The sequence below is a fragment of the Hyalangium minutum genome (genome assembly GCF_000737315.1).
GTDB lineage: Bacteria > Myxococcota > Myxococcia > Myxococcales > Myxococcaceae > Hyalangium > Hyalangium minutum.
In genome coordinates, this window is sequence record NZ_JMCB01000008.1 from 488,943 (window position 1) to 509,385 (window position 20,443).

Here is a 20,443-nt window from a genome sequence, read left to right on the forward strand (position 1 = left end):
AGTGAGCAGCGATGGCACTCTTGCGACCGAGGATTTGTTGCGTGTGACCGCCAACCCTTGAGGTTTGGGAGAGCCGAGGCGTGAGGCTCCAACCCGGCTCCTGCCTTCACACCTCACGCAGGCGAACACGTCCAAGTCCAACGTCCTCCTCAGCAACTCGGCACTGTCCTCTCGCGGCGTCGCGAGCGGGGGCTCCGTTCGGGCGCGGTGGCGAACGGATCTGGCGCACATGGGCTGCCTGGACGGCCAGGTGGTGACTCCAGTCAGCAGGAAAAACAGCAGTCACCAGTCTTCCACCCCTCTTTCGGGGCCGTTCTCGAGGAAAAACGGCCCTTCTCGGGCCTTTAGGGGGCCGAAAAGCCGTTGGCATGTTCCCTGCTCTAGGTCAGGGCGTCTCCACTGCCTCGAATGGAACCCCGACCATGACCTCGCCCATTGCCTCTCGTGACTTCGCCGTTCGCCTCCCCGTGCAGGACGTCCCCGCTCCCCGCGTGGGCAGCGCGCAGACCGCCAGTCAGCCCGTGGCCCCTGCGGAGAGTGGCTCCAAGCGCGCTGTCGCTTTGGACCTGCAGAAGGACGGCTTCAGCGCAGGCCCTCCGACCGGTGCCAAGTGGACCCAGTTCCTGCAGGGGCTGCAGGGCCTCGACGCAGGCAAGCAGCAGGAGCAGATCATCCAGGCCCACCAGCAGATGGTGCAGGCCCAGGTGCAAGAGCAGCTTCAGCAGTTGCAGCAGATGATTCAACAGCAGCAGCAGATGAGCCAGGGCGCCGCCGGGGCTCCCCCGTCCGCCGGTGGCGTTCAGCCGGCCGGTGGCAGCAGCGCCGCCCCGGCAGCTCCGGCCGTTCCGCAGGCTCCCGCGGGCAACGGTGGCATCGTCCCCTCCACCGGACAGGCCCCCGGCAAGCCCAGCGCCTCGGCCCCCACGGGCTCCGGCCCCGTCAGCGCCTCGGGTGACGCCAAGCTGGGCTCCGGCTTCCCCTCGGCCCTGGGCCAGTTCAAGGGCGCCATCGAGTCGGCCGCGGCCAAGGCGGGCGTGCCGGCCTCCATGCTGGCCGGGCAGATCTGGCAGGAGTCCCGCGGCAACATCGCCGCCGTCACCACCAACGGTGGCAACGGCCTGACGGACACGGGCCTCATGCAGGTCAACCCCAACACCTTCGGCGAGCTGCAGGCCAAGCACCCGGAGCTGCAGGGCAAGAACCTGGCGGATCCGGAGACCAACATCCTGGCCGGCGCCTTCTACATGAAGGACATGAAGGAGCAGTTCGGTAGCTGGGATCTGGCCCTGCGCGCCTATAACTCTGGCCCGAACGGCGTGGACAAGAGCAACCCGAACGCCATCCCCGCCGGCACGGGTGACGCCACCTACGTGAACAAGGTGAAGCAGTTCTGGGACACCATCCAGACGGGCAAAGGCTCCCTGCCCGCGTAAACCGTGAGCCCGCTCAGCTCCCCATGAACGACTTCCAGAGCGTCTCCGCGAACTGCTCATCCGACATCGCCTCGCGCATCTGCAAGAGCTGCGAGGTCTGGCCTCCCTGGGGGAGGATGTAGCGGAGCCGGTCCGTGCCGTCGGTGACGGCCTCGAAGATGTCCGCCGCGACCGACTCGGCGGGGGTGTGCACGGAGCTGTTATGGCGGTAGGCCACCAGGCACTTGTCCCGGGCCTCCTGGTACTCCTCGAGGCCCTCTCCGGCGAGCAGCGCCAGGGAGCTGCCGTTGAAGTCGGTACGCACCCCTCCCGCCTGGATCAGCTTCACGGAGATGCCGAGCGGCTTCAGCTCGTATTGCAGGGACTCCGAGAAGCCCTCGAGCGCGAACTTCGTGCCGTGGTACAGGCTGTAGAACGGGAAAGTCACCATGCCGCCCACGGACCCGATGTTGACCACCACGCCCCGGCGCCGAGCTCGGAATTGGGGCAGGACGGCGCGGATGACCCGCATCGTTCCGAACAGGTTCGTCGAGAACTGATGCTGGATCTCTTCCTCGGAGGCCGCCTCGAAGGGGCCAAAGGTGCCATAACCGGCGTTGTTGATGACCATGTCGATGCCGTCGCAATTCCGCTGCGCTTCACTGACGGTCTTGCGAACGGACGCATCGTCGAGCACATCCATGCCGTACACCCGGACATGCGGCAGCAGGTGCAGCTCCTGCTCCGCATCAGGCCTGCGCATGGTCGCGGCCACCTGCCAGCCCTTCTGCTGGAAATGCTTCACCAAGGCTCGGCCGAGCCCCCTGGAGCATCCCGTAATGAGAACCGTCTTCATGGTGTGTGCCCCTCCCTTTTCCCTGTTTTGACTTCGCAACACTCCCCTGGATCTGCGCATCGGGAGAGAGAGGCCTGTTGAGGGTGGGAGGAAGCGGTCTCCAGGAAACGCGGACCCACGATCCGCGTGACCGCGGCGCGCCTGACGAGACACCGCCTCGAGATGAGAAGGACTCGAGGCGTCACAGCGGCCCGGGCGATCTCGCTCGCCGCGAGCGCAGTCCCGCGCCTTTCGCGGATCGTCTCCATTCGGGGGCACGCGCGCAGGCAACTTCTACGCCCCACAGCTTGCCCACAACTTTTCAGTCTCCCCCGGTCCCCCTTCAACTGCCCCCGAGTCACCAGCGCTGGGACTCACCTCGCAGCCACTGTCGATCCGGGGGACCACGACGGTGGAGATCTGGAATTCCGGTCGAGTGATGATCGGAATCACGCGCTCCCTGCTGACCATCCACATCCGGTGGACAATCCTCAAGGGTCCTATGGCTGGTAGGATGAATGCACCATGCCTTCTTCAACGAGCGGACTCATCCTCACCGTCGCCGTTGTCGTAACCGGGTGCGCCACTTCTCAGGAGGCGCCCGAGGCCTACTCATGGGCGCCTGTGCGCCCACCCGCTGTGCCCGGCACGGGCCTGCCTGTGCGAGGGCAGCCAGGCCAGGTGCGCCCCCCATCACTGCCCCGGAGTCAGCACCAGCGCGAGTTGCCGCCCACCCGGGAGCCCAGCATCTGGGCTGGAGACGCTCCTCGTGCTTCGCAGGAGCGAAAGCCGGAGGCGGAGGCGAACCCCACATCGGAGAGGTCCATCAGGAGGGACCCACCTGCCCCGGTGACCGTGGAGCGTCGCCGCTCTGGGTGCGAGGCCATCCCCGTGCCGCACGCGGGCGGAGATGATCCGCATAACGAGTGTGCCGATAAGTTTCCGCCGAACCGCTATCCCGGCAAGGACGTGCTCGTGAACGGCAAGCGCTTCGATGCGCTGCAAGTCGGCGTGCGCGTGCTGTGGGAGATCAAGACTGATCAGTTTGACACGTACTCGCTCTTTCTCCGGAATCAGGTGGCCATCGATCAAGCGGAAGAGATGCGAGAAGAGCGCGACATCGCCGCGGCCTGTGGATACGGCTTCGTCGTTGGGGTGAGCAGCGCCGCTCACAGGGAAGCGCTGCTGCGGCAGGATCCGACTCTGGACATTGTTGTCACAGGGTGCAAACGATGACCGCTCAAAATCGCGTCGAGCTCACCGTCTACGCGCCAGCGCTCACGGGTGACGATGGCCGCACGCTCGCTGCCGTCCACGGAATGGAGAAAGCGCTCCCAGGCATGCGCCTGGAGTGGAAAGTCTCCAAAGAAGGGCAACTCATTGCGCTCCCGCAGCGTGACGCATGGCTTGCTGAGGCAGCGACTCGCGGGCAGTTCCCGCTTCTCTGCAACGGCGATGAGAACTACCCCATGACGATTTCCGGGTTGAAAACGCCCGCGAGCCAGGCACCTGGCGGACAGCCGCTGCTCGATATCCATGCGGACCTACCGCTCGATGCGGTCGTCATCGCGGCAGCGGTGAACATCCTAGAGCACGTAGCCGAAGGCGCACGCGCGCGATGGGGCCACATGACGCCGGCCCGTGTGATGCAGGACATTGCGGACCAGATAGGCCCGAAGCGGCATGGTCCTGAAAAGCCGCCGCGCGGGCTACCTGCTATCACGTTCCCAGAGAGAATCCCCGCACCCGAGATTCCCTATTACCTCGGGTGGCTCAACTACTGGTCGGCAGCCGCCGCACGAGCCATCGGGTTCCCGGACCCTGCCCGCGATGCGGACCTGCTCTCTGGGGCGCAGCGCACGGCGACGGGCGGGTGGGTGGTGCGACTCACGGAGGCGCCGCTCGATCTCGACAACCCTACGCATCTGGATGCGCTCCTGCGAGCGTATGAGCGCTTCCCGGTGATCGGCGGGCGCGTCGCTCCGCGCTGACTGAGTGTGTACAGCAGCCGAGTGCTTTCGGCCCCATGTAGCCGCGGGCGTGTTCGAGGCCGACGACCTCAAAGCCCGAAGTTCGCCAACCGACCGATTGGGCTGGATTCTGATCCAAACCAGAGGGCGCGATCCTGCGGTTGCCCGCAGTTGCCGCAATCGGAATCCCGTGTTCCTCACCGATCGTTTCCACCAGCCCCAACAAGCCCAGGTGCCCATGGCGTCTGCCACGCACCTCACGCGGGTCCTTCCCTCCTTCAACCCGTATGGAGAGGGCAAGTTCTGGGTAATGTTCAACCGAGCAACATTGCCGTACTCGCCAGCGTAGCCCTCGATGATGATCAACAAGGTCGTGCCTCTGACGAGGCCCGAGAGGGTGACCCTCGAGTGCAGACTGCTTCCCGCATCGTCAACTCAGACGGCGCTGCAACCGCCTCATCCTCGTCTGGCATCCCCCGCAGGGCATGGCCTTCTGGGGCACCCTGCTGCTTGAGGCTCGACACCGCGTGCTGGGGTAGCCCCTGTGCTGAGGCCAGTTGAACAGGCCTCCCTCGACGTCCAAAGAGAACGTCCGGCGCAGCAGCGACCCATGAATAGATCCCCTGGGGGATTAGGGCTCCTGGAATGCCGAAGATCTATTCATTAAAAGAAATTTTCTCGATCGACCTCAGATCGCTGGCCTGGTTTCGCGTGCTGATGGGCGCGCTTGCCGTGGCCGACGGGTTCAACCGGCTTTCCGTCGCGGAGGCTCATTACTCGGACAGCGGCGTTCTACCCAGAGCCGCTTACCTGACCGATATTGCGACCCGGTTCGAATTCAGCCTCACCCTGCTCTCCGGAGACTGGCGGTTTCAGGCTGCACTCATTTTGCTCCAGGTCGTGTGTGCCTTCTGCTTTATGGTGGGTTATCGCGGCCGCCTCAGTGCATTTCTCACCTGGATTCTGCTGCTTTCGTTTCACACGCGGCTTCCGATCAATGCACATGGCGGCGACGACGTTTTGCGGCTGATGTTCTTCTGGTCGATATTCTTGCCAGTCAGCGCCAAGCACTCCATGGATGCCATCTTGAATTCCGAGCGAGAGCCCGTGCCAGACTCTGTGTCCGGCTTTGCGCCGGCTGCGATTCTCTTGCAGCTGGCCTTTGTTTACTCCTTCTCGTTCATCCACAAATGGAATCCCGTGTGGAACTCCGAGTTTTCGGCGCTTTACTATGCCTTGAACATCGATCATCTGGTGACTGCGCAAGGACGGTGGCTCTTGCAGTTTCCCGCCTTCTTGAGGTTCGCCACGCTGGGTACGATGATCCTGGAATGTACGGGGCCGCTGCTGGTGTTCTCGCCTGTCTTTCTGCCTCAACTGAGGATGATTGTTCCAGCGGTTTTCATCTTGTTCCACTTCTGCCTGTTCTTAGGCATGTACCTGGGGATCTTCCCGTGGATCTGCGCGATCAGCTGGTTGCTGTTTTTGCCGGGTGGGTTTTGGGCAAAGGTTGAACCTCGATTGGGTATCGGCTCCGGCCGCTTCCAGGGTTGGGTTCCCAGAATCGAGGCCCTGGTCAGAAAAAGGCCTCTGGCGTCCAGTGTCTCCTGGCTCAGCCAAAGCTTGGCGGCGGTCTTCCTGCTCTGGGTGCTCTGGTGGAATCTCACCACGGTTCATGCCCTCCGTGAGATGCCGAAGCCGCTCGGCGCTATCCTCTTCGGGCTCTACCTGGATGCAACGTGGAACCTGTTCGCACCGTTTCCGTTCAAGGATGATGGATGGTTCGTCATCGATGGACTCACCCAGAATGGGGAGCACATCAACTTGATGACTCCAGGCGCACCGCTCACGGATGCCAAACCCGCCCTCGTCGCGAAGACTTACCCCAACTCCCAATGGAGGAAATATTTCATGAGCCTCTGGTTTGGGGACAATGACGCCTACTTGCCTTACTTCGGGCAGTATTTGTGCAACTCCTACAATCGGGACAAGCAGGGACTTGATCGATTGGTCTCATTCAACATGTATTACATGCTGGAAATGACACCACCGCCCGGGGAGCCCGCTCCGCCCGTTGAGAAGAAATTGATGTGGACACAGTTCTGCAGCGATGAATCCTAGAAGAACATCCCTCCTCCGACGGTGGCGGTGGTGCGCACGTAGTCCGGGAAGCCCCCGTGCCGAGGACGACCTCTACCAAGGCCAGCCTGGGAGCGCTCTCCTCCTCGGGCCGTGGGTCCTCCCGTTTCCTTGGGTGTACCGGAGCGGCCGCCAACCCCCATAGCAAGGCTGCGCAGATGAGCATGAGGTGGCTCGCTTCCCCGCCCGGGACCCGCGGCGCCCGGGGAGCATCAGCGCCCAATTTGCGCCCAGCGAGGCTCGCGTGGTTCGACACCGAGTCGGGAGCGGCTCGAGCCTTGTTCCACCACCACAGAGTGTTCACTCTTGAAGAAGAGCCTACGATTCTAGGTCGAGTTTATTGACTCCCGAGAGGCAGCGGAGCGGGAGGTAGCGAGGAATCGGAGGACCTATCGGACAACAGAAGGGGGAAGGGCCATGTCAGTCGGGTTGAAGAAACCACTGGGTTTCGGAGGGATGCTGGTCGCGGCGGGAATGCTGTTCAACACGGCGAGCACAGCGCTCGCGGCTGACTCGGCTCCCAGCCAAGTTGTCCCGGAAGTGCTCGGGGCCGGCCCTGGTGGCGGCCAGGGCGGCGGCTACGGCGGCCAGCAGGGCGGTGGCCATGGTGGCGGCTACGGCGGCCAGCAGGGCGGTGGTCACGGTGGCGGCTACGGCGGCCAGCAGGGTGGTGGCCACGGTGGCGGCTACGGCGGCCAGCAGGGTGGTGGCCACGGTGGCGGCTACGGCGGCCAGCAGGGCGGTGGCCATGGTGGCGGCTACGGCGGCCAGCAGGGCGGTGGCCACGGTGGCGGCTACGGCGGCCAGCAGGGCGGTGGCCACGGTGGCGGCTACGGCGGCCAGCAGGGCGGCGGTCACGGTGGCGGCTACGGCGGCCAGCAGGGCGGTGGCCACGGTGGCGGCTACGGCGGCCAGCAGGGCGGTGGCCACGGTGGCGGCTACGGCGGCCAGCAGGGCGGCGGTCACGGTGGCGGCTACGGCGGCCAGCAGGGCGGTGGCCACGGTGGCGGCTACGGCGGCCAGCAGGGCGGTGGCCACGGTGGCGGCTACGGCGGCCAGCAGGGCGGCGGTCACGGTGGCGGCTACGGCGGCCAGCAGGGCGGTGGCCACGGTGGCGGCTACGGCGGCCAGCAGGGCGGTGGCCACGGTGGCGGCTACGGCGGCCAGCAGGGCGGTGGCCACCGCGGCGGCCACGGGGAATAATAGGCGCACCGTCGTCTGGGCATGAGGCGAGGCTGGAGACCGCTGGACGCTCAGCGGCCTCTGCTCCCAGCGCCCTGCTTGCTGCTGGGCTGGCACCGTCCTCTCGAAGGGTGCCCCTCTACGGGTGGCGCACGGGAGGAGGCTCACATGTCGGGGTAAGCTCGCGGGCCACGCGCCCCCATGACCCGATTCCTCGACGAACTCACAGCCCTGCTGCGGCACTCCCGCAACCTTCCCGCCGCGGAGCCCCTGCCCAGGGTCTCTCGCGACTGGATCGATCGGGAGGCGCAAGGTGCTGGCGTCCACCTGGAAGCGGGGGCCATCCTCGCCTTGTCGCTCCGGCACTGTGGCCTGACGGCCCTCCCCGAGCCGCTCGGCGAGCTGTCCCAGCTCCAGCAGCTCGACGTGACAGGAAATCCCCTCCCTTCCCTACCCGAGAGCCTGGGGCGCCTGACGCACCTCTCGCGGCTCATGGCCGACAACTGCCGGCTCACGCTGCTCCCGGAGTCGCTCGGGGCCCTGAGCCAGCTCGAGTTGCTCTTCGCGGATGGCAACCAGCTCACGGCCCTGCCCGCCAGCCTGGAGCGGCTGACCCGCCTCCGGCGGCTGGACCTGCGCGGCAACCAGCTCGCCTCTGTTCCCGAGAGCCTCGGCCGCCTGAACTCGCTCGTGGACCTGCGGCTGGGCAAGAACCTCCTGACGTCCGTGCCAGAGTCGCTCTGGAACCTGACGGGCTTGGAGACGCTGGATCTGTCGGAGAACCGCCTTGCGTCCCTTTCGTCCGGCATGGGCGCGCTGTCCCGGCTGAAGATGCTGGACCTGGGCCATAACGCGCTGACCGCTGTCCCCGAGTCTCTCGGCCAGCTCACCGGCCTCTCGGAGTACCTCTACCTCAGCGACAACCAGCTGACCTCCCTGCCGGAGTCGCTCGGGAACCTGAAAGCCCTGAGGTACCTCAACGCCACGGACAACCGGCTGACGACACTCCCCTCCTCCCTGGGCGGGATACGCGCGCTCATCGAACTCCGCCTCTACAACAACCGCCTCACGGGGCTCCCGGAGGCAATGGGTGCGCTGGAGAACCTCCAAGAGCTCCACCTGAAGAACAACGCGCTGGACTCCTTGCCCGAGTCCCTCGGCCAGCTCACGCGGCTCCGGAAGCTCAGCCTGGAGAACAACAGGCTGACGGCGCTCCCCTCCTCCCTGGGAGGCCTCTCGCAGCTCACGGAGCTGGACCTGCGGAACAACCGGCTGGGCTCGCTCCCCGAATCGCTGGGTGCGCTCCGCCACCTGGTCTCCCTGGACCTCCGAGGCAACCAACTGCGCGCGCTGCCCGCATCCATCGCGGAGCTCCCGAGCCTTGGGAAGCTCGACCTGCGGTGGAACAAGCTGTCCTCGCCCCCAAGCTGGCTGCAGCGGCTCGAGCAGCGCGGGTGCATCGTGTACCTGTGAGTCCACGCGGCGAGCCGCGGCCGAAAGCGGCGGACGAGCCGGACGAGCCGGAGCCCTGAGTCAGAAGCGCCCGACGAGCCCGAACGTGCCGCCCTTCGGGGACACCGTGAACGAAGGGGCCCACGTCACGCCCGGGGACGGAGACACCGGAGCCGCTTGTGACGGCGACTGGCTCAGGGACGCGGACAGCTCATACGCCACGATGGAGGAGACCATCGGGAGCACCATGAGCGGGATGACCGACTCGGCGTCCTCCGCCAGTCCCGCGTAGAAGAGGCCTGCCCCCGCGCCTCCCGCGGCCAGCCCCGAGAGCAGCGTCGGGAGGAGCCGTCCCTGCCCTCCCATCAGCTCGCCCGAGGCATAGACAGAGACCGTGGAGCCCACCCCACACCCCACCATGGCCAGGGTCCCCAGGAGGCGGTTGTCACAGACGTCTCCGTTCCGGCAGTTCAAGCGGTCCACACTCGAGGAGTTCGCCACAATCAGCGTCGCCAGGGTCATCAAGAAGCCTCCCCCGGCGCCTCCGAGTACCTCCACGCTCACCCGGGCCGGGGACAACGCGTATGGCTTCACCTCGGGCCGCGACACCGCCACCTCCTCCAATGGAGGTCCCGGAATGAACGCGGGCTCCTCCGGTGCCGTCACGAGGGGAGGCGCCAGCGGGGGTTCCGGCGCGGCAGACTGGGCCAGCACGGCCCCGGGTGCCCAGGCAGCCAGGAAGAGCAGGACACGGATGTCAGGCATGTTCGAATCTCCGAGGGTCATCGCACTCTCAGTGGAGCAGCGCACCCGGGGGTTCTGCAATTCCTCAGCCCGAGCGAGACCTTGAAGTGCAGCATGAACAGAGCTTGGCTGCGGGACGACCCATGCGCCCACACTTCACTCTTTCTTCGCTGTTCGGACGAGCCCTCCCTGCGCTGCTGTGCGCGGCCACCCTGGTGGCGTGCGAGCCGGGAGACGAGCTCTCACGGTTCTCGGGCCGAGAACTGCGGGCAAGCGTGAACTCCTTCGAGGGCGGGCTCTTGGCGATACTCGACCGGTATGAGCCCGAGAGAGGCGGCTGCCTCCAGCTGCACCCCGACGTGGTGGCCACCTTCGATGGGGTTCCCCTCGAAACCTCCCCCGGCGGCCCCGTCGTCGAGCGCTGCGAGTTTCCCAATGATCCACCCTTCTTCACCGGCAAGCTGGACACCGCGCTGTTCTTCGATGCGCCGAGGAACGCGGTGATGGAGATCCGGGCCGGGGATGAGGCCATCATCGCGGAGTTCACGAACTTCTTCGGGCGGCACACCTTCACGCTGATCGAACCCGCTCCCGTGGTGAAGCCCGGCGAGGAGATCTTCCTGGAGTGGGACCCGCCCACGGATGACCTGTCCCAGCTCGAGGGCGTCAGCATGAACGGAACCGTCATCCCGGCAGCGCTGGAGGGGCACGGAGTGCGATTCACCGTCCCGGCGAATTTCCCCACGGGCCGGTTCAACGTGGGCCACGTCGGACAGGTCACCATCCCCGCCGCGCGCTGCGAGGGCGTAGCCCGCTGCCGATCCTTCCCGTGGCCCCTCTACCGGTTCGCGCAGCTGAACATCCAGCCCTGAAGCCTCTCTCTGCCCTGAGCGAAGAGGAGCGCCAGTACCGGCGCGCAAGTCGAACAGCTAAGCGGCACAGAAGGCCAACAGAGCGCCTGCGGCGGTGGCCACCACGTTGACGGTGTCGTTGCCCAGCCAGGACACGCCTCGGAGGGCCCGGGTGGGCTGACCGCAGTGGTGCACGCGGCGCTCGGTCTCCCGGGCACAGGCCTCGCACCAGCGCACATCCTGCACCGTGGCCCCCAGGAAGCTGTCCACCAGCGAGCCCACCACCCCCGCCAGCACGAGCCAGGGCAGGAACTGCCACGGGACGCCCGTGACCAGCGCGAGGCTCCCCACGAAGGCAGCCCCGGCGGTGGAGGCCAGCAGCCCCATGCCCGACACGGCGCCCGAGGTGCCAGGAGCCACCGGCCGCAGGGTGGTGATGCTCCGGGGATTGGAGCGCGAGAGCACTCCCAGCTCCGTGGCCCAGGTGTCCGCGTTGGCGGCAACCAGTGCTCCCAGCATCGCCAGCAGGAAGCGCGAGTCCCCCGTGAGGCCCAGGAGCACGGCGGCCAGTGCGGCCACCCCGCCGTTGGCCAGCGCCTGCCCGAAGTCTCGTGTCCCCGTCTTGGCGTACTCGGCCTCCATGGGAGCCTTCCGGTCCCGGAAGGCCTTGGAGAGCGCGCTCGAGGAGAAGAAGAAGCCGAGCAGGGCCGCCGTCCCCACCGCACCCGCCAGCCCGAACACCGGGGCTCCGACGACAATGGCGCCCAGCACACCGCTGGGACTCAGCGAGCCCCGGAACCAGGCGGCCACACCAATGATCAGCGCCACCCCCGCGCCCAGGCCCAGGCCCGGAGCGAAGGAGGCGGGAGTCCAGCCGAGCACGGCCAGGGCGCTCAGCGGCACCCAGAGGTTGTCCCGTCCCCGGATACCGAGAGCCTCGGCGCAGGTGGCCACCACGGCGCACAGCAGGGCCAGCGGCACTCGGGGCAGCTCAGGCGCCAGGCCCGGCAGCCACGTGAGCGCGGCCAGCACGGACAGGAAGGTGCCCACGAGCATGGCCAGCGAACCCTCCAGGCTCTTGCGCTCCCCTGCCAGCGTCTCATAGCGGTGGCGTCCGAAGCGCCGGCCTACCAGCGACGCCAGCGCATCCCCCACCACCATCGCCAGCACGCTGCCCACTGCCACCGCGGGCCGGTCCCATGCCAGCCAGAGGCACGCCGAGAAGCTGAGCGCGTACCAGACCGTCCCCAGGTTGTCGGGCTCGGTCTCCACCGCCTTCAGCAGGCGCTTGCGGTGGATGACCCAGTTGGCCACCGCCGCCGTCATCGAGGGAACCACCGCCCACTCCCGGTGCTCGAACAACTTCAACGCGGCGAAGATCCACAGGCCCACGCCCACGTGGATGAACTTGCGCGAGAACTCCCGGGAGGCCCCCCGCCGCGCCAACACCTCGCCCACCAGGACGCACGCGCCCACGTAGGCATAGGACAAGAGGAGTGCCTTGAGGTCCTGACTCATGGCCCCCGAGTATAGGGGCCCCCTCTCAGTCTGGCTCCTCTTCCTCCGAGGCGAGCGGGTGCACCGTCACCACGCTTCCGTCCTTGTCCGGGGAAGCGCGCACGGCGTCCAGTTCTTCGGGCTTGGTCGGAGCCCTCTCCGAGAAGTTGTCATTGTGGAGGTGGCGCTGGCGCTGCTCGCTCGTCTCGCCGTACCCCTCTTGCATCTTCGATTTCTTCGCCATGGTCCGCTCCTCGGCTCACAAGCCGCCCGGGGCAACGACTCCTTCGACGATCTCCTCTTCCTCGCGCTCTTCCTCTTCCTCCTCCTCGCGCGCGCGGATCTCGCCGCCGATGTCGCTCTCCTCGGCTTCCTCGCGCCGTGCGCGGCGCCGTGCGAAAGGCTCCTCCGCCTGTTCGCCATGCGGCCTGCCGTGCTCGCCCTGCTCGAACTCGGCCGACTTGTGTCCCATCGTGCTCTCGGGTTGCTCCTGAAGATCCGTCCTCATGGAGGAACGGTGGGGACGGGCCGTTGGCTGGACAAGCTCCCCAAACTGACATTCTTGTCATCTTCGCGTCAGCTTCGCGCCCGCCCTGCTCACCCAGAATTCCGGGCCATGGTAGCGAACGAACAACGGCCCCATGCTCGGTGGGCCAGGAAGCTGGTTCTCCTCCTCGTCTCCCTCTCCGCCGCTGGCGGCGGGCTCGGCTGTTCCTCGGAGTCGCGCGCCGCGACGGGGCCTCCGGCTGTCCCCGTCCTCGTCGAGCAAGTCTCCCGCCGCGACGTTCCTCACTCCCTCCGCGGCATCGGCACCGTCCTGTCGCTTCACAGCGTGGTGGTTCGCCCCCAGGTGGATGGCCTCCTCACCGAGCTCGCCTTCAAAGAGGGCCAGCTCATCAACAAGGGCGAGCTGCTCGCTCGCATCGATGACCGGGCGATCGTCGCCGAAGTCGCCCAGGCCCGTGCCGAGAAGGCCCGCAACGAGGCCCTGCTCCACGCCGCGAGGGCCGACCTCGAGCGCTACGGCAACCTCGTGCGCGACGAGGCGATCTCACGCCAGACGGCCGACCAACAGAAGGCCCAGGTCGAGCAGCTCGAAGCGACCCTCCTCGCCAACGAGGCGATGGTCGCCGCAGCCCAGGTCCGCCTGTCGTACACGCGCATCACCTCGCCAGTCACCGGGAGGGTCGGCCTGCGCCGGGTCGACCCTGGCAACGTCGTCCGCACCTCCGACGCCCAGGGGCTCGTCACCGTCACCCAGATCGATCCCATCGCGGTGCTCTTCTCTCTTCCCCAGGAGGCACTTCCCCGGCTTCAGGCACTGCTGCGCGACACGGCGGGTGCCCCTGTCATCGCCTTCGATCGCGACGGTGGGACAGCGCTGGCCCAGGGACGCCTGCTGATGATCGACAACCAGATCGATCCCACGACCGGCACCATTTCCCTCAAGGCGGAGTTCCCGAACGCCGAGGGCAAGCTCTGGCCGGGCCAGTTCGTCACCGTCGAGCTCAAGACGGGAGAGAGCCAGGGGGCGACCGTCGTCTCGGCCCGCGCTGTCCAGCGAGGACTCCAAGGCCCGTTCGTGTTCCGGGTCGATGATGCCAAAGCCACCGTCGTTCCCGTCACCCTCGGTTACGCGGACGAGCAGCTCGCCGTCGTGACGTCCGGAGTATCCCCGGGTGAGACGGTGGTCAGCGATGGCCACTCCCGCCTCAAGGCCGGGAGCGCGGTGAAGATCGCCCCGCCCAAGGGCGAGACTCCGAAAGGAGCGGCCCCGTGATTCACTCGCAGCGCAGCCTCTCCAGCTGGTTCGTGGCCCGCCCCGTCGCCACCGCCCTGCTCACCCTGGGCGTCATCCTGCTGGGCCTCTTCGCCTACCCGCGCCTGCCCATCGCGCCGCTGCCCGAGGCGGAGTTCCCGACGATCCAAATCAGTGCTGGCCTGCCGGGCGCCAGTGCCGAGACCATGGCTTCCTCCGTGGCCACGCCCCTGGAGGTCCAGCTCAGCGCCATCCCCGGTATCACGGAGATGACGTCCACGAGCGCCCTGGGGACGACCTCGATCACCCTGCAGTTCGACCTCGAGAAGAGCATCGACACCGCGGCGCAGGAGGTGCAATCCGCCATCAATGCCGCCTCCGGCCGCCTCCCGTCGGAGATGCCGAACCTGCCCACCTGGCGCAAGGTCAATCCGAACGACAGCCCCATCTTCGTCCTGCGCGTCCAGTCGGACCTGTTGCCGCTCACGGAGCTGAGCGACATCGCGGAGACGCAGCTCGCGCGGCAGCTCAGCCAGCTCTCCGGCGTCGCCGAGATCGCCATGACCGGCCAGCGGCGCCCCGCCCTGCGCATCCAGGCCTCGCCCGAGCGGCTGGCGTCCCTGGGCCTGACGCTCGCCGATATCCGGGCGGCGGTGCAGGCCGCGAGCGTCAACCAGGCCAAGGGTGCCCTCTTCGGCGACACCCGGGTCTCGACGCTCTCGACCAATGACCAGATCTTCCGCCCCGATGACTATGACAACCTCATCGTGGCCTACCGCGAAGGCGCTCCCGTCCGCCTCGGAGACGTCGCGCGGGTGAGCACGGGCGCGGAGAACGACTACGTCCAGGCCTGGCAGAACGGAAAGCCTGGGCTCAACTTCATCGTCCGCCGTCAGCCGGGCGCGAATCTCGTCGAGACCGCCGACCGGATCATCGAAGCCCTCCCGCGGCTCCGGGAGCAGCTGCCCGCCAGCGTCGAGGTGGACATCCTCAACGACCGCACCCGGACGATCCGGTCCTCGCAGCATGAGGTCCAGGTCACCCTGATGATCACCGTCCTGCTCGTGGTCATCATCATGGGCCTGTTCCTGCGGCAGGTGTCGGCCACGCTCATCGTCGGCGCGGTGCTCCTGGTGGCCCTGGTGTCAACCTTCGCGGCGATGTACGCGCTCGGGTTCAGCCTGAACAACCTCACGCTGGTGGCGCTCGTCATCGCCGTCGGCTTCGTCGTGGACGACGCCATCGTCGTGGTGGAGAACATCCACCGGCACCTGGAGGAGGGAATGAGCTCTCACGAAGCGGCCCTCGCTGGCTCCGCGGAGATCGGCTTCACGGTCATGTCCATCAGCCTGTCGCTGATCGCGGCGTTCATTCCGCTGTTGTTCATGGGCGGCATCGTCGGGCGCCTGTTCAGAGAGTTCGCCCTGACCATGACAGCGGCCATCCTGCTGTCGGTGGTCGCGTCGCTGACGCTCGCTCCGATGCTCGCATCGCGGTTCATGAGGCCCCTGGCTCACCGCCCGAGCAGCGCGAGCCCTGGGTTCTCGCAGCGCCTCGTGAACGGGTATGACCGGACGTTGAGGTGGGCGCTGGAGCATCAGCGGCTCACCCTGCTCGGCTTCGGGTTGGCCCTGGCTGCCGCCGTCGTCTGCTACGTGTTCATTCCCAAGGGGTTCTTCCCCGTGCAGGACACGGCCTTCATCCAGGGGACGACCCAGGCGGCGCAGGACGTCTCGTACCAGGACATGATCGCCAAGCACAAAGCACTGGAGCGCATCGTCGCGGAGGATCCCGCGGTGCAGGAGTACGCGCATGCCGTCGGCGCGACGGGCGGCAGCCAGAGCACCTCCAGCGGCCGCTTCTGGATCGTCCTCAAGGATCGCTCGGACCGAGACGTCTCGATCACCGAGTTCATCGACCGGCTGCGGCCGAAGCTCGCCCAGGTGCCCGGCATCATGCTCTACCTGCGCCCGGCCCAGGACATCAACCTCGGAGGCGGCCCCTCGCGCGCTCAGTACACGTATGCGATGAAGAGCAGCGATGGCGCCCTGCTGTCCGAGTGGGCGGAGAAGCTCACCTCCCGGCTCACGCAGTTGCCGCAACTCCGCGACGTGTCGAACGATCAGCAACTGGGCGCCAGCGTCACGCGCCTCACCATCGATCGGGCGGCTGCGGCTCGCTTTGGCATCTCGGCCCGTGACATCGACCAGACCCTCTATGACGCCTTCGGGCAGCGGCAGGTCAACGAGTACCAGACCGAGGTCAACCAGTACCGGGTGATCCTCGAGATCGACCCCAAGCAACGAGGCACCTCGCAGAGCCTCGCCTATCTGCACCTCCGCTCCCCCCGCACGGGGGAGGTGGTGCCGCTCTCCGCGGTCGCGAAGCTCGAGCCCCTCTCGACGGGGCCGCTGTCCATCAGCCACAACGGCATGTTCCCGGCCGTGAACATCTCCTTCAACCTGGCGCCCGGAGCGGCGCTCGGAGATGCCGTCAAGGCCATCGAACAGGCCGAGGCGGAGCTCGGAATGCCCACCGCCATCTCTCGCAACTTCCAGGGCACCGCGCGCGGCTTCCAAGAGTCCCTCGCCAGCCAGCCGCTGCTCATCCTCGCCGCGCTCCTGGCCGTCTACATCATCCTCGGCGTCCTCTATGAAAGCTTCGTGCACCCGCTGACCATCTTGTCCACCCTGCCCTCCGCGGGGCTCGGGGCCATTTTGTTCCTCTGGCTGATGGGCCACGACTTCTCGGTGATGGCGATGATCGGCATCGTGCTCCTCATCGGCATCGTGAAGAAGAACGGCATCCTCATGGTCGACTTCGCGCTCGACGCGCAGCGAACGCGGGGGATGTCTCCTCGAGAGGCGATCCACGAGTCCTGTCTCGTCCGCTTCCGCCCCATCATGATGACGACACTCGCCGCGCTCCTGGGCGGTATTCCCCTCATGCTGGGCTTCGGGACCGGGTCCGAGCTGCGGCAGCCGCTCGGCATCGCCATCGTGGGCGGCCTGCTCGTCAGCCAGGTCCTGACGCTCTATTCGACGCCTGTCGTGTACCTGGCGCTCGATCGGCTCTTCAGCCGCCTGCGGAAGGCGTCTCCCCCGGATCTTCCCAGTCCCTCGAAGCTGGAGGCGACGTGACGCGCGCGTCCACGAGTCTTCTTGCCGTGCTGCTCGCCCTCACTGGCTGCGCCAGCTCGGCTCCGACGAAGCTGCCTTCCTCCGAGCTCCAGCAAGGCTGGGAGAGCGCTCCGGCCGCGGAGCGAAGCGCGTCGGTCGACGCGGCGTGGTGGCGGTCCTTCAGCGATCCGGTGCTCGATGAGCTGATGGTCCAGGCCGAGCGCCGGAACCTGGACCTTCGCATCGCCGAGGCTCGAATCCGCGAGGCCCGGGCGCTGCGCCAGGGCGCGCGGGCGGAGCTGTTCCCTCAGATCAATGGCACCGCTGGGATTGGCTACGGCCGGACTGCGTTGGCCAACGAAGAGCGGATCTCCGCTTCGATCGGCGCCGAGGCCAGCTGGGAGGCCGACATCTTCGGGCGTCTGCGCAAGACGGCCAACGCCGCGGACGCGGACTGGGCAGCGACCGTGGCCGAGCGCGACGGCGTGCGACTGTCGCTGGCCGCCGAGGTGGCCCAGGCCTATCTGGAATATCGCCTCTACCGCACCCAGACCACCATCGCCGGGGCCAACACGAAGGCCGCGGAGGAGACCCTTCGGATTGCCCAGGCCCGGTTTGCGCAGGGCGTCTCCAGCCGGCTCGACGTCGAGCGCACGCTGAGCTCTCTGTCCGAGACGCGCGCCCGCGCCGCTCAGCTCGCGGAGCTGGCCGAGTCCTCGCGCCACCGGCTCGTGCTGCTGCTCGCCACGACCCCGGCGGAGCTGGCAGCCGTCCTACCGGAGACGGGGGCGCTCCCGAGTGCCAACGCGCTCGGTGTCCTCCTCACCCCCACCGAGGTCATCGGCCTGCGGCCCGACGTGCGTGTGGCCGAGGCCCGGCTGCTCGCGGCCATCTCCCGGCGGGAAGCGGCTGAAGCCCTGCGGTATCCCCGAATCACCCTGGGCAGCATGCTTGGTCTTCAGAGTGGCAACGAGGCGTCGGCCTTGCTGTCCGGAGGCTCCCTGATCTGGTCGATCGGTGCGAATCTGCTCGCGCCGTTGCTCGACTTTGGCCGCATTCGGGCCACAATCGACGCCGCGGACGCGAGACAGGAGCAGGCCTATCTGAGCTACGAGCTGACCGCGCGCACCGGACTCCAGGAGGTCCAGACGGCGCTCATCCTTTATACCCAGGGAGAGATCCGGCGCACCGAGCTCACCGCCGCCACGGACTCGGCTCGCAAGGCCGCGGCGCTCGCTCGCCGTCAGTACGCGGAGGGGGCCCTCTCGCTGTTGGAGGTCCTCGACGCCGAGCGCACCCTCTATGCCCTCGAGCTGCAGGCGGCCCAGGCGACGGCCGAAGTGTCCCTCCGCCTCGTGCGCCTCTACCAGACCATGGGTCTCATGCCCCCGAAGCAGGAGCCGGCATGAAGATCCTCATCGTCGAGGACGAGTCGAAGACGGCCGAGTACCTGCATCGAGGCCTCAACGAGCAGGGCTACACGGTGGACGTGGCTCGGACAGGAACGGATGGGCACGCCCTGGCCTTGGAGCACGACTATGACGTCATCGTCCTCGACGTGATGCTCCCGGAGATGAATGGCTTCGAAGTGCTCCGGGCCATCCGCGCTCGCAAGCAGACGCCGGTCGTCATGCTCACCGCGCGAGACAGGGTCGACGACCGGGTCCACGGGCTGCGGGAGGGCGCAGACGACTACCTCGTGAAGCCGTTCTCCTTTCTCGAGCTCGTCGCGCGCCTGCAGGCGGTGACCCGGCGGGGCCGCGCCCACGAGTCGACGCAGCTCCGGATTGGAGACCTCGAGATCGATCTCCTCAGCCGGAAGGCGTACCGGGCTGGCGGGCGGCTCGAGCTGACAGCGAAGGAGTTTGCCCTACTGGCCTTGCTCGCCCGGCGCGAAGGGCAGATCCTGTCGAAGACCGTGATCGCCGAGCAGGTCTGGGACATGAACTTCGACAGCAACACGAACGTCGTCGAGGTCGCCATCAAGCGCCTGCGAGCAAAGGTCGACGGGCCCCATGAGCGCAAGCTGCTCCACACCATCCGCGGCATGGGGTACGTGCTCGAGGCGCGCGAGGACGGGGCGTCACCATGAGGGCCTCGATCGCCACGCGGCTGGCCGTGATGTTCGCGGTGGCCTCGCTCGGAGTCTTCTCGCTGGTGGGCATCGGGCTGCAGCGCGTGCTCCACCGGGAGCTCGTCCACCACCAGCTCCGCGAGGTGAACACCCGGCTCGAGTACGCGGGCATGGTGGTCGCCCGGAACGAGAGTCTGGAGCGGTGGCAGACAGTGCGCGCGAAGCTGGAGGCCATCACGCCACTCGATGGCAGCGTGCGCTTCTGGGTCGTGGGCCCTGACACCCGCTTCGAGTACGGAGACGCGCCCTCAGCACTCCGCGAGCGGCTGAGCACCCGCGGCGCGACCGGGCCGTTCGAGTTCGAGCTGCAGGGGCACGCGATGCGGGCGGCCTCACGCGCCATCGCCCCCCATGGTGAGCGCCCCACGGTCCACGTCATCACGGCGGTCGATTCGACGCGGTTCAACGACACGCTGAACTCCTTCGCCGGGGCGCTCGTCGCGCTCTGCCTCGCGGGGGCCGCGCTCGTCACACTCCTTGGCCATCGCATCGCCAAGGTGGGGCTCGCGCCGGTGAGCAGCCTGTCTCAGGAGGCCCAGTCCCTCAGTCCGAAGGATCTGTCCCAGCGGCTGCGGCTCTCTCCCCTCCCTCGGGAGCTGGCCGACCTGGTCTCCTCGTTCAACGGGGCGCTCGACCGGCTGGAGCGCGCTTACGCCCAGCTCGAGGGATTCAATGCCGATGTGGCCCACGAGCTGCGCACGCCGCTGACCAATCTCATCGGCCAGACGCAGGTCGCCCTGGCCAAGGAGCGGACCGCCTCGCAGCTCGAGGAGGTGCTGCAATCGAACCTCGAGGAACTCGACCGCCTGCGGGCGATCGTCAACGACATGCTCTTCCTCGCCCGCGCGGATCAGGGAGAGAAGGCGCTCGACCGGGTCCACACGTCGGCCGCGGAGGAGGTCTCGAAGACCGTCGAGTTCTTCGATGCCCTCCTCGACGAGGCGGGCGTCTCGGTGCGAGTGGAGGGAGATGCCCAGGCGTCTTTCGAGCGCTCCCTGTTCCGGCGAGCCGCCAGCAACCTGCTGCTCAACGCCATCGAGCACTCCGACCGCGGCGCCGAGGTCGTCGTGGCCATCACGCGGCAGCAAGCCGAGGTGCGCGTCGCCGTCACCAACCCCGGCACTCCGATTCCGGAGCAGCACCTGGAGCGGTTGTTCGATCGGTTCTACCGGGTCGACGGCGCACGCCGGAACAGCCGCGACAACCACGGCCTGGGCCTGTCGATCGTCAAAGCGGTAGCCAAGATGCACGGGGGCGCCGTCTTCGCGATGAGCACGGGAGGCCGCAACACGGTCGGCTTCACGCTCCAGGACACCGCCGCCAGCCCTGGCGCCACTCCCGCTTGAGAG

General features: G+C 67.3%; 17 protein-coding genes. 11 read left to right on the forward strand and 6 right to left on the reverse strand.

Annotated features, from left to right (window positions below; genetic code table 11):
- Positions 1–422: 422 nt before the first annotated feature.
- Positions 423–1,433, forward strand: a complete 1,011-nt coding sequence (locus tag DB31_RS23350; RefSeq protein WP_044191319.1) for a lytic transglycosylase domain-containing protein — start codon at positions 423–425, stop codon at positions 1,431–1,433.
- Between the two features lie 13 nt (positions 1,434–1,446).
- Here DB31_RS23350 and DB31_RS23355 read toward each other — a convergent pair whose 3' ends face one another.
- Positions 1,447–2,268 (reverse strand): SDR family oxidoreductase, encoded by an 822-nt coding sequence (locus tag DB31_RS23355; RefSeq protein WP_044191322.1) that lies wholly within the window; start codon positions 2,266–2,268, stop codon positions 1,447–1,449.
- A gap of 870 nt (positions 2,269–3,138) precedes the next feature.
- Between DB31_RS23355 and DB31_RS51655 the strand changes: the two genes are divergently transcribed.
- The 3 genes from DB31_RS51655 (at position 3,139) to DB31_RS23375 (ending at position 6,338) form a co-directional block, all read left to right on the forward strand.
- Positions 3,139–3,483 (forward strand): DUF6310 domain-containing protein, encoded by a 345-nt coding sequence (locus DB31_RS51655; protein WP_420806719.1) that lies wholly within the window; start codon positions 3,139–3,141, stop codon positions 3,481–3,483.
- A complete protein-coding gene (locus DB31_RS23370) occupies positions 3,480–4,238 on the forward strand; it encodes a DUF5953 family protein (RefSeq protein WP_044191329.1) in 759 nt (252 codons plus the stop codon). The genes DB31_RS51655 and DB31_RS23370 overlap by 4 nt, the downstream gene beginning before the upstream one ends.
- A gap of 624 nt (positions 4,239–4,862) precedes the next feature.
- Complete coding sequence (locus DB31_RS23375) at positions 4,863–6,338, forward strand: HTTM domain-containing protein (protein ID WP_044191331.1); 1,476 nt, start codon at positions 4,863–4,865, stop codon at positions 6,336–6,338.
- Positions 6,339–6,776: 438 nt separating this feature from the next.
- On the opposite strand, the gene DB31_RS50015 is transcribed toward DB31_RS23375, so the two are convergent.
- On the reverse strand, positions 6,777–7,568 hold the full coding sequence (locus DB31_RS50015) for a hypothetical protein (protein ID WP_205628555.1): 792 nt from the start codon (positions 7,566–7,568) through the stop codon (positions 6,777–6,779).
- 171 nt (positions 7,569–7,739) lie between these two features.
- Between DB31_RS50015 and DB31_RS23385 the strand changes: the two genes are divergently transcribed.
- Positions 7,740–9,011, forward strand: coding sequence for a leucine-rich repeat domain-containing protein (locus tag DB31_RS23385; RefSeq protein ID WP_083968597.1), 1,272 nt, complete (start codon positions 7,740–7,742; stop codon positions 9,009–9,011).
- 60 nt (positions 9,012–9,071) lie between these two features.
- Here DB31_RS23385 and DB31_RS23390 read toward each other — a convergent pair whose 3' ends face one another.
- Positions 9,072–9,755 carry a hypothetical protein gene (locus tag DB31_RS23390; protein ID WP_157232117.1) on the reverse strand — a complete coding sequence of 228 codons (684 nt, stop codon included), beginning with the start codon at positions 9,753–9,755 and terminating at the stop codon, positions 9,072–9,074.
- 122 nt (positions 9,756–9,877) lie between these two features.
- Between DB31_RS23390 and DB31_RS23395 the strand changes: the two genes are divergently transcribed.
- On the forward strand, positions 9,878–10,606 hold the full coding sequence (locus tag DB31_RS23395) for a hypothetical protein (protein ID WP_044191335.1): 729 nt from the start codon (positions 9,878–9,880) through the stop codon (positions 10,604–10,606).
- 57 nt (positions 10,607–10,663) lie between these two features.
- On the opposite strand, the gene DB31_RS23400 is transcribed toward DB31_RS23395, so the two are convergent.
- Genes DB31_RS23400 through DB31_RS23410 form a run of 3 tightly spaced genes read right to left on the reverse strand, consistent with a single transcriptional unit; the run spans position 10,664 to position 12,554 of the window.
- The gene (locus tag DB31_RS23400) at positions 10,664–12,103 is read right to left on the reverse strand and encodes a DUF92 domain-containing protein (RefSeq protein WP_044191338.1); all 1,440 of its coding nucleotides are present in this window, start codon (positions 12,101–12,103) and stop codon (positions 10,664–10,666) included.
- 25 nt (positions 12,104–12,128) lie between these two features.
- Positions 12,129–12,326: a hypothetical protein gene (locus tag DB31_RS23405; protein ID WP_044191341.1), complete on the reverse strand. Its 198-nt coding sequence runs from the start codon at positions 12,324–12,326 to the stop codon at positions 12,129–12,131.
- 15 nt (positions 12,327–12,341) lie between these two features.
- Positions 12,342–12,554, reverse strand: a complete 213-nt coding sequence (locus tag DB31_RS23410; RefSeq protein ID WP_157232118.1) for a hypothetical protein — start codon at positions 12,552–12,554, stop codon at positions 12,342–12,344.
- Between the two features lie 144 nt (positions 12,555–12,698).
- On the opposite strand from DB31_RS23410, the gene DB31_RS23415 reads away from it, so the two are divergent.
- From DB31_RS23415 to DB31_RS23435, 5 genes are read left to right on the forward strand one after another with little or no spacing between them, the layout of a single operon-like run.
- Entirely contained in the window at positions 12,699–13,862 is a 1,164-nt protein-coding gene (locus DB31_RS23415; protein WP_044191344.1) for an efflux RND transporter periplasmic adaptor subunit, read from the forward strand.
- A complete protein-coding gene (locus DB31_RS23420; RefSeq protein ID WP_276203640.1) occupies positions 13,859–16,981 on the forward strand; it encodes a multidrug efflux RND transporter permease subunit in 3,123 nt (1,040 codons plus the stop codon). The genes DB31_RS23415 and DB31_RS23420 overlap by 4 nt, the downstream gene beginning before the upstream one ends.
- Positions 16,978–18,369, forward strand: a complete 1,392-nt coding sequence (locus DB31_RS23425; protein ID WP_083968599.1) for an efflux transporter outer membrane subunit — start codon at positions 16,978–16,980, stop codon at positions 18,367–18,369. Before DB31_RS23420 ends, DB31_RS23425 begins: the two co-directional genes overlap by 4 nt.
- A complete protein-coding gene (locus tag DB31_RS23430; protein ID WP_044191348.1) occupies positions 18,366–19,052 on the forward strand; it encodes a heavy metal response regulator transcription factor in 687 nt (228 codons plus the stop codon). The genes DB31_RS23425 and DB31_RS23430 overlap by 4 nt, the downstream gene beginning before the upstream one ends.
- Positions 19,049–20,440, forward strand: a complete 1,392-nt coding sequence (locus DB31_RS23435; RefSeq protein ID WP_044191351.1) for a heavy metal sensor histidine kinase — start codon at positions 19,049–19,051, stop codon at positions 20,438–20,440. Before DB31_RS23430 ends, DB31_RS23435 begins: the two co-directional genes overlap by 4 nt.
- The last annotated feature ends 3 nt before the right edge of the window (positions 20,441–20,443 follow it).

Coding starts and splice junctions, on each gene's coding strand:
- DB31_RS23350 (WP_044191319.1), top strand. CDS start 423: ATGACCTCGCCCATTGCCTCTCGTGACTTCGCCGTTCGCCTCCCCGTG.
- DB31_RS23430 (WP_044191348.1), top strand. CDS start 18,366: ATGAAGATCCTCATCGTCGAGGACGAGTCGAAGACGGCCGAGTACCTG.
- DB31_RS23410 (WP_157232118.1), bottom strand. CDS start 12,554: ATGGGACACAAGTCGGCCGAGTTCGAGCAGGGCGAGCACGGCAGGCCG.
- DB31_RS23435 (WP_044191351.1), top strand. CDS start 19,049: ATGAGGGCCTCGATCGCCACGCGGCTGGCCGTGATGTTCGCGGTGGCC.
- DB31_RS23385 (WP_083968597.1), top strand. CDS start 7,740: ATGACCCGATTCCTCGACGAACTCACAGCCCTGCTGCGGCACTCCCGC.
- DB31_RS23370 (WP_044191329.1), top strand. CDS start 3,480: ATGACCGCTCAAAATCGCGTCGAGCTCACCGTCTACGCGCCAGCGCTC.
- DB31_RS23405 (WP_044191341.1), bottom strand. CDS start 12,326: ATGGCGAAGAAATCGAAGATGCAAGAGGGGTACGGCGAGACGAGCGAG.
- DB31_RS23390 (WP_157232117.1), bottom strand. CDS start 9,755: ATGCCTGACATCCGTGTCCTGCTCTTCCTGGCTGCCTGGGCACCCGGG.
- DB31_RS23355 (WP_044191322.1), bottom strand. CDS start 2,268: ATGAAGACGGTTCTCATTACGGGATGCTCCAGGGGGCTCGGCCGAGCC.
- DB31_RS23400 (WP_044191338.1), bottom strand. CDS start 12,103: ATGAGTCAGGACCTCAAGGCACTCCTCTTGTCCTATGCCTACGTGGGC.
- DB31_RS23375 (WP_044191331.1), top strand. CDS start 4,863: ATGCCGAAGATCTATTCATTAAAAGAAATTTTCTCGATCGACCTCAGA.
- DB31_RS23415 (WP_044191344.1), top strand. CDS start 12,699: ATGGTAGCGAACGAACAACGGCCCCATGCTCGGTGGGCCAGGAAGCTG.
- DB31_RS23395 (WP_044191335.1), top strand. CDS start 9,878: ATGCGCCCACACTTCACTCTTTCTTCGCTGTTCGGACGAGCCCTCCCT.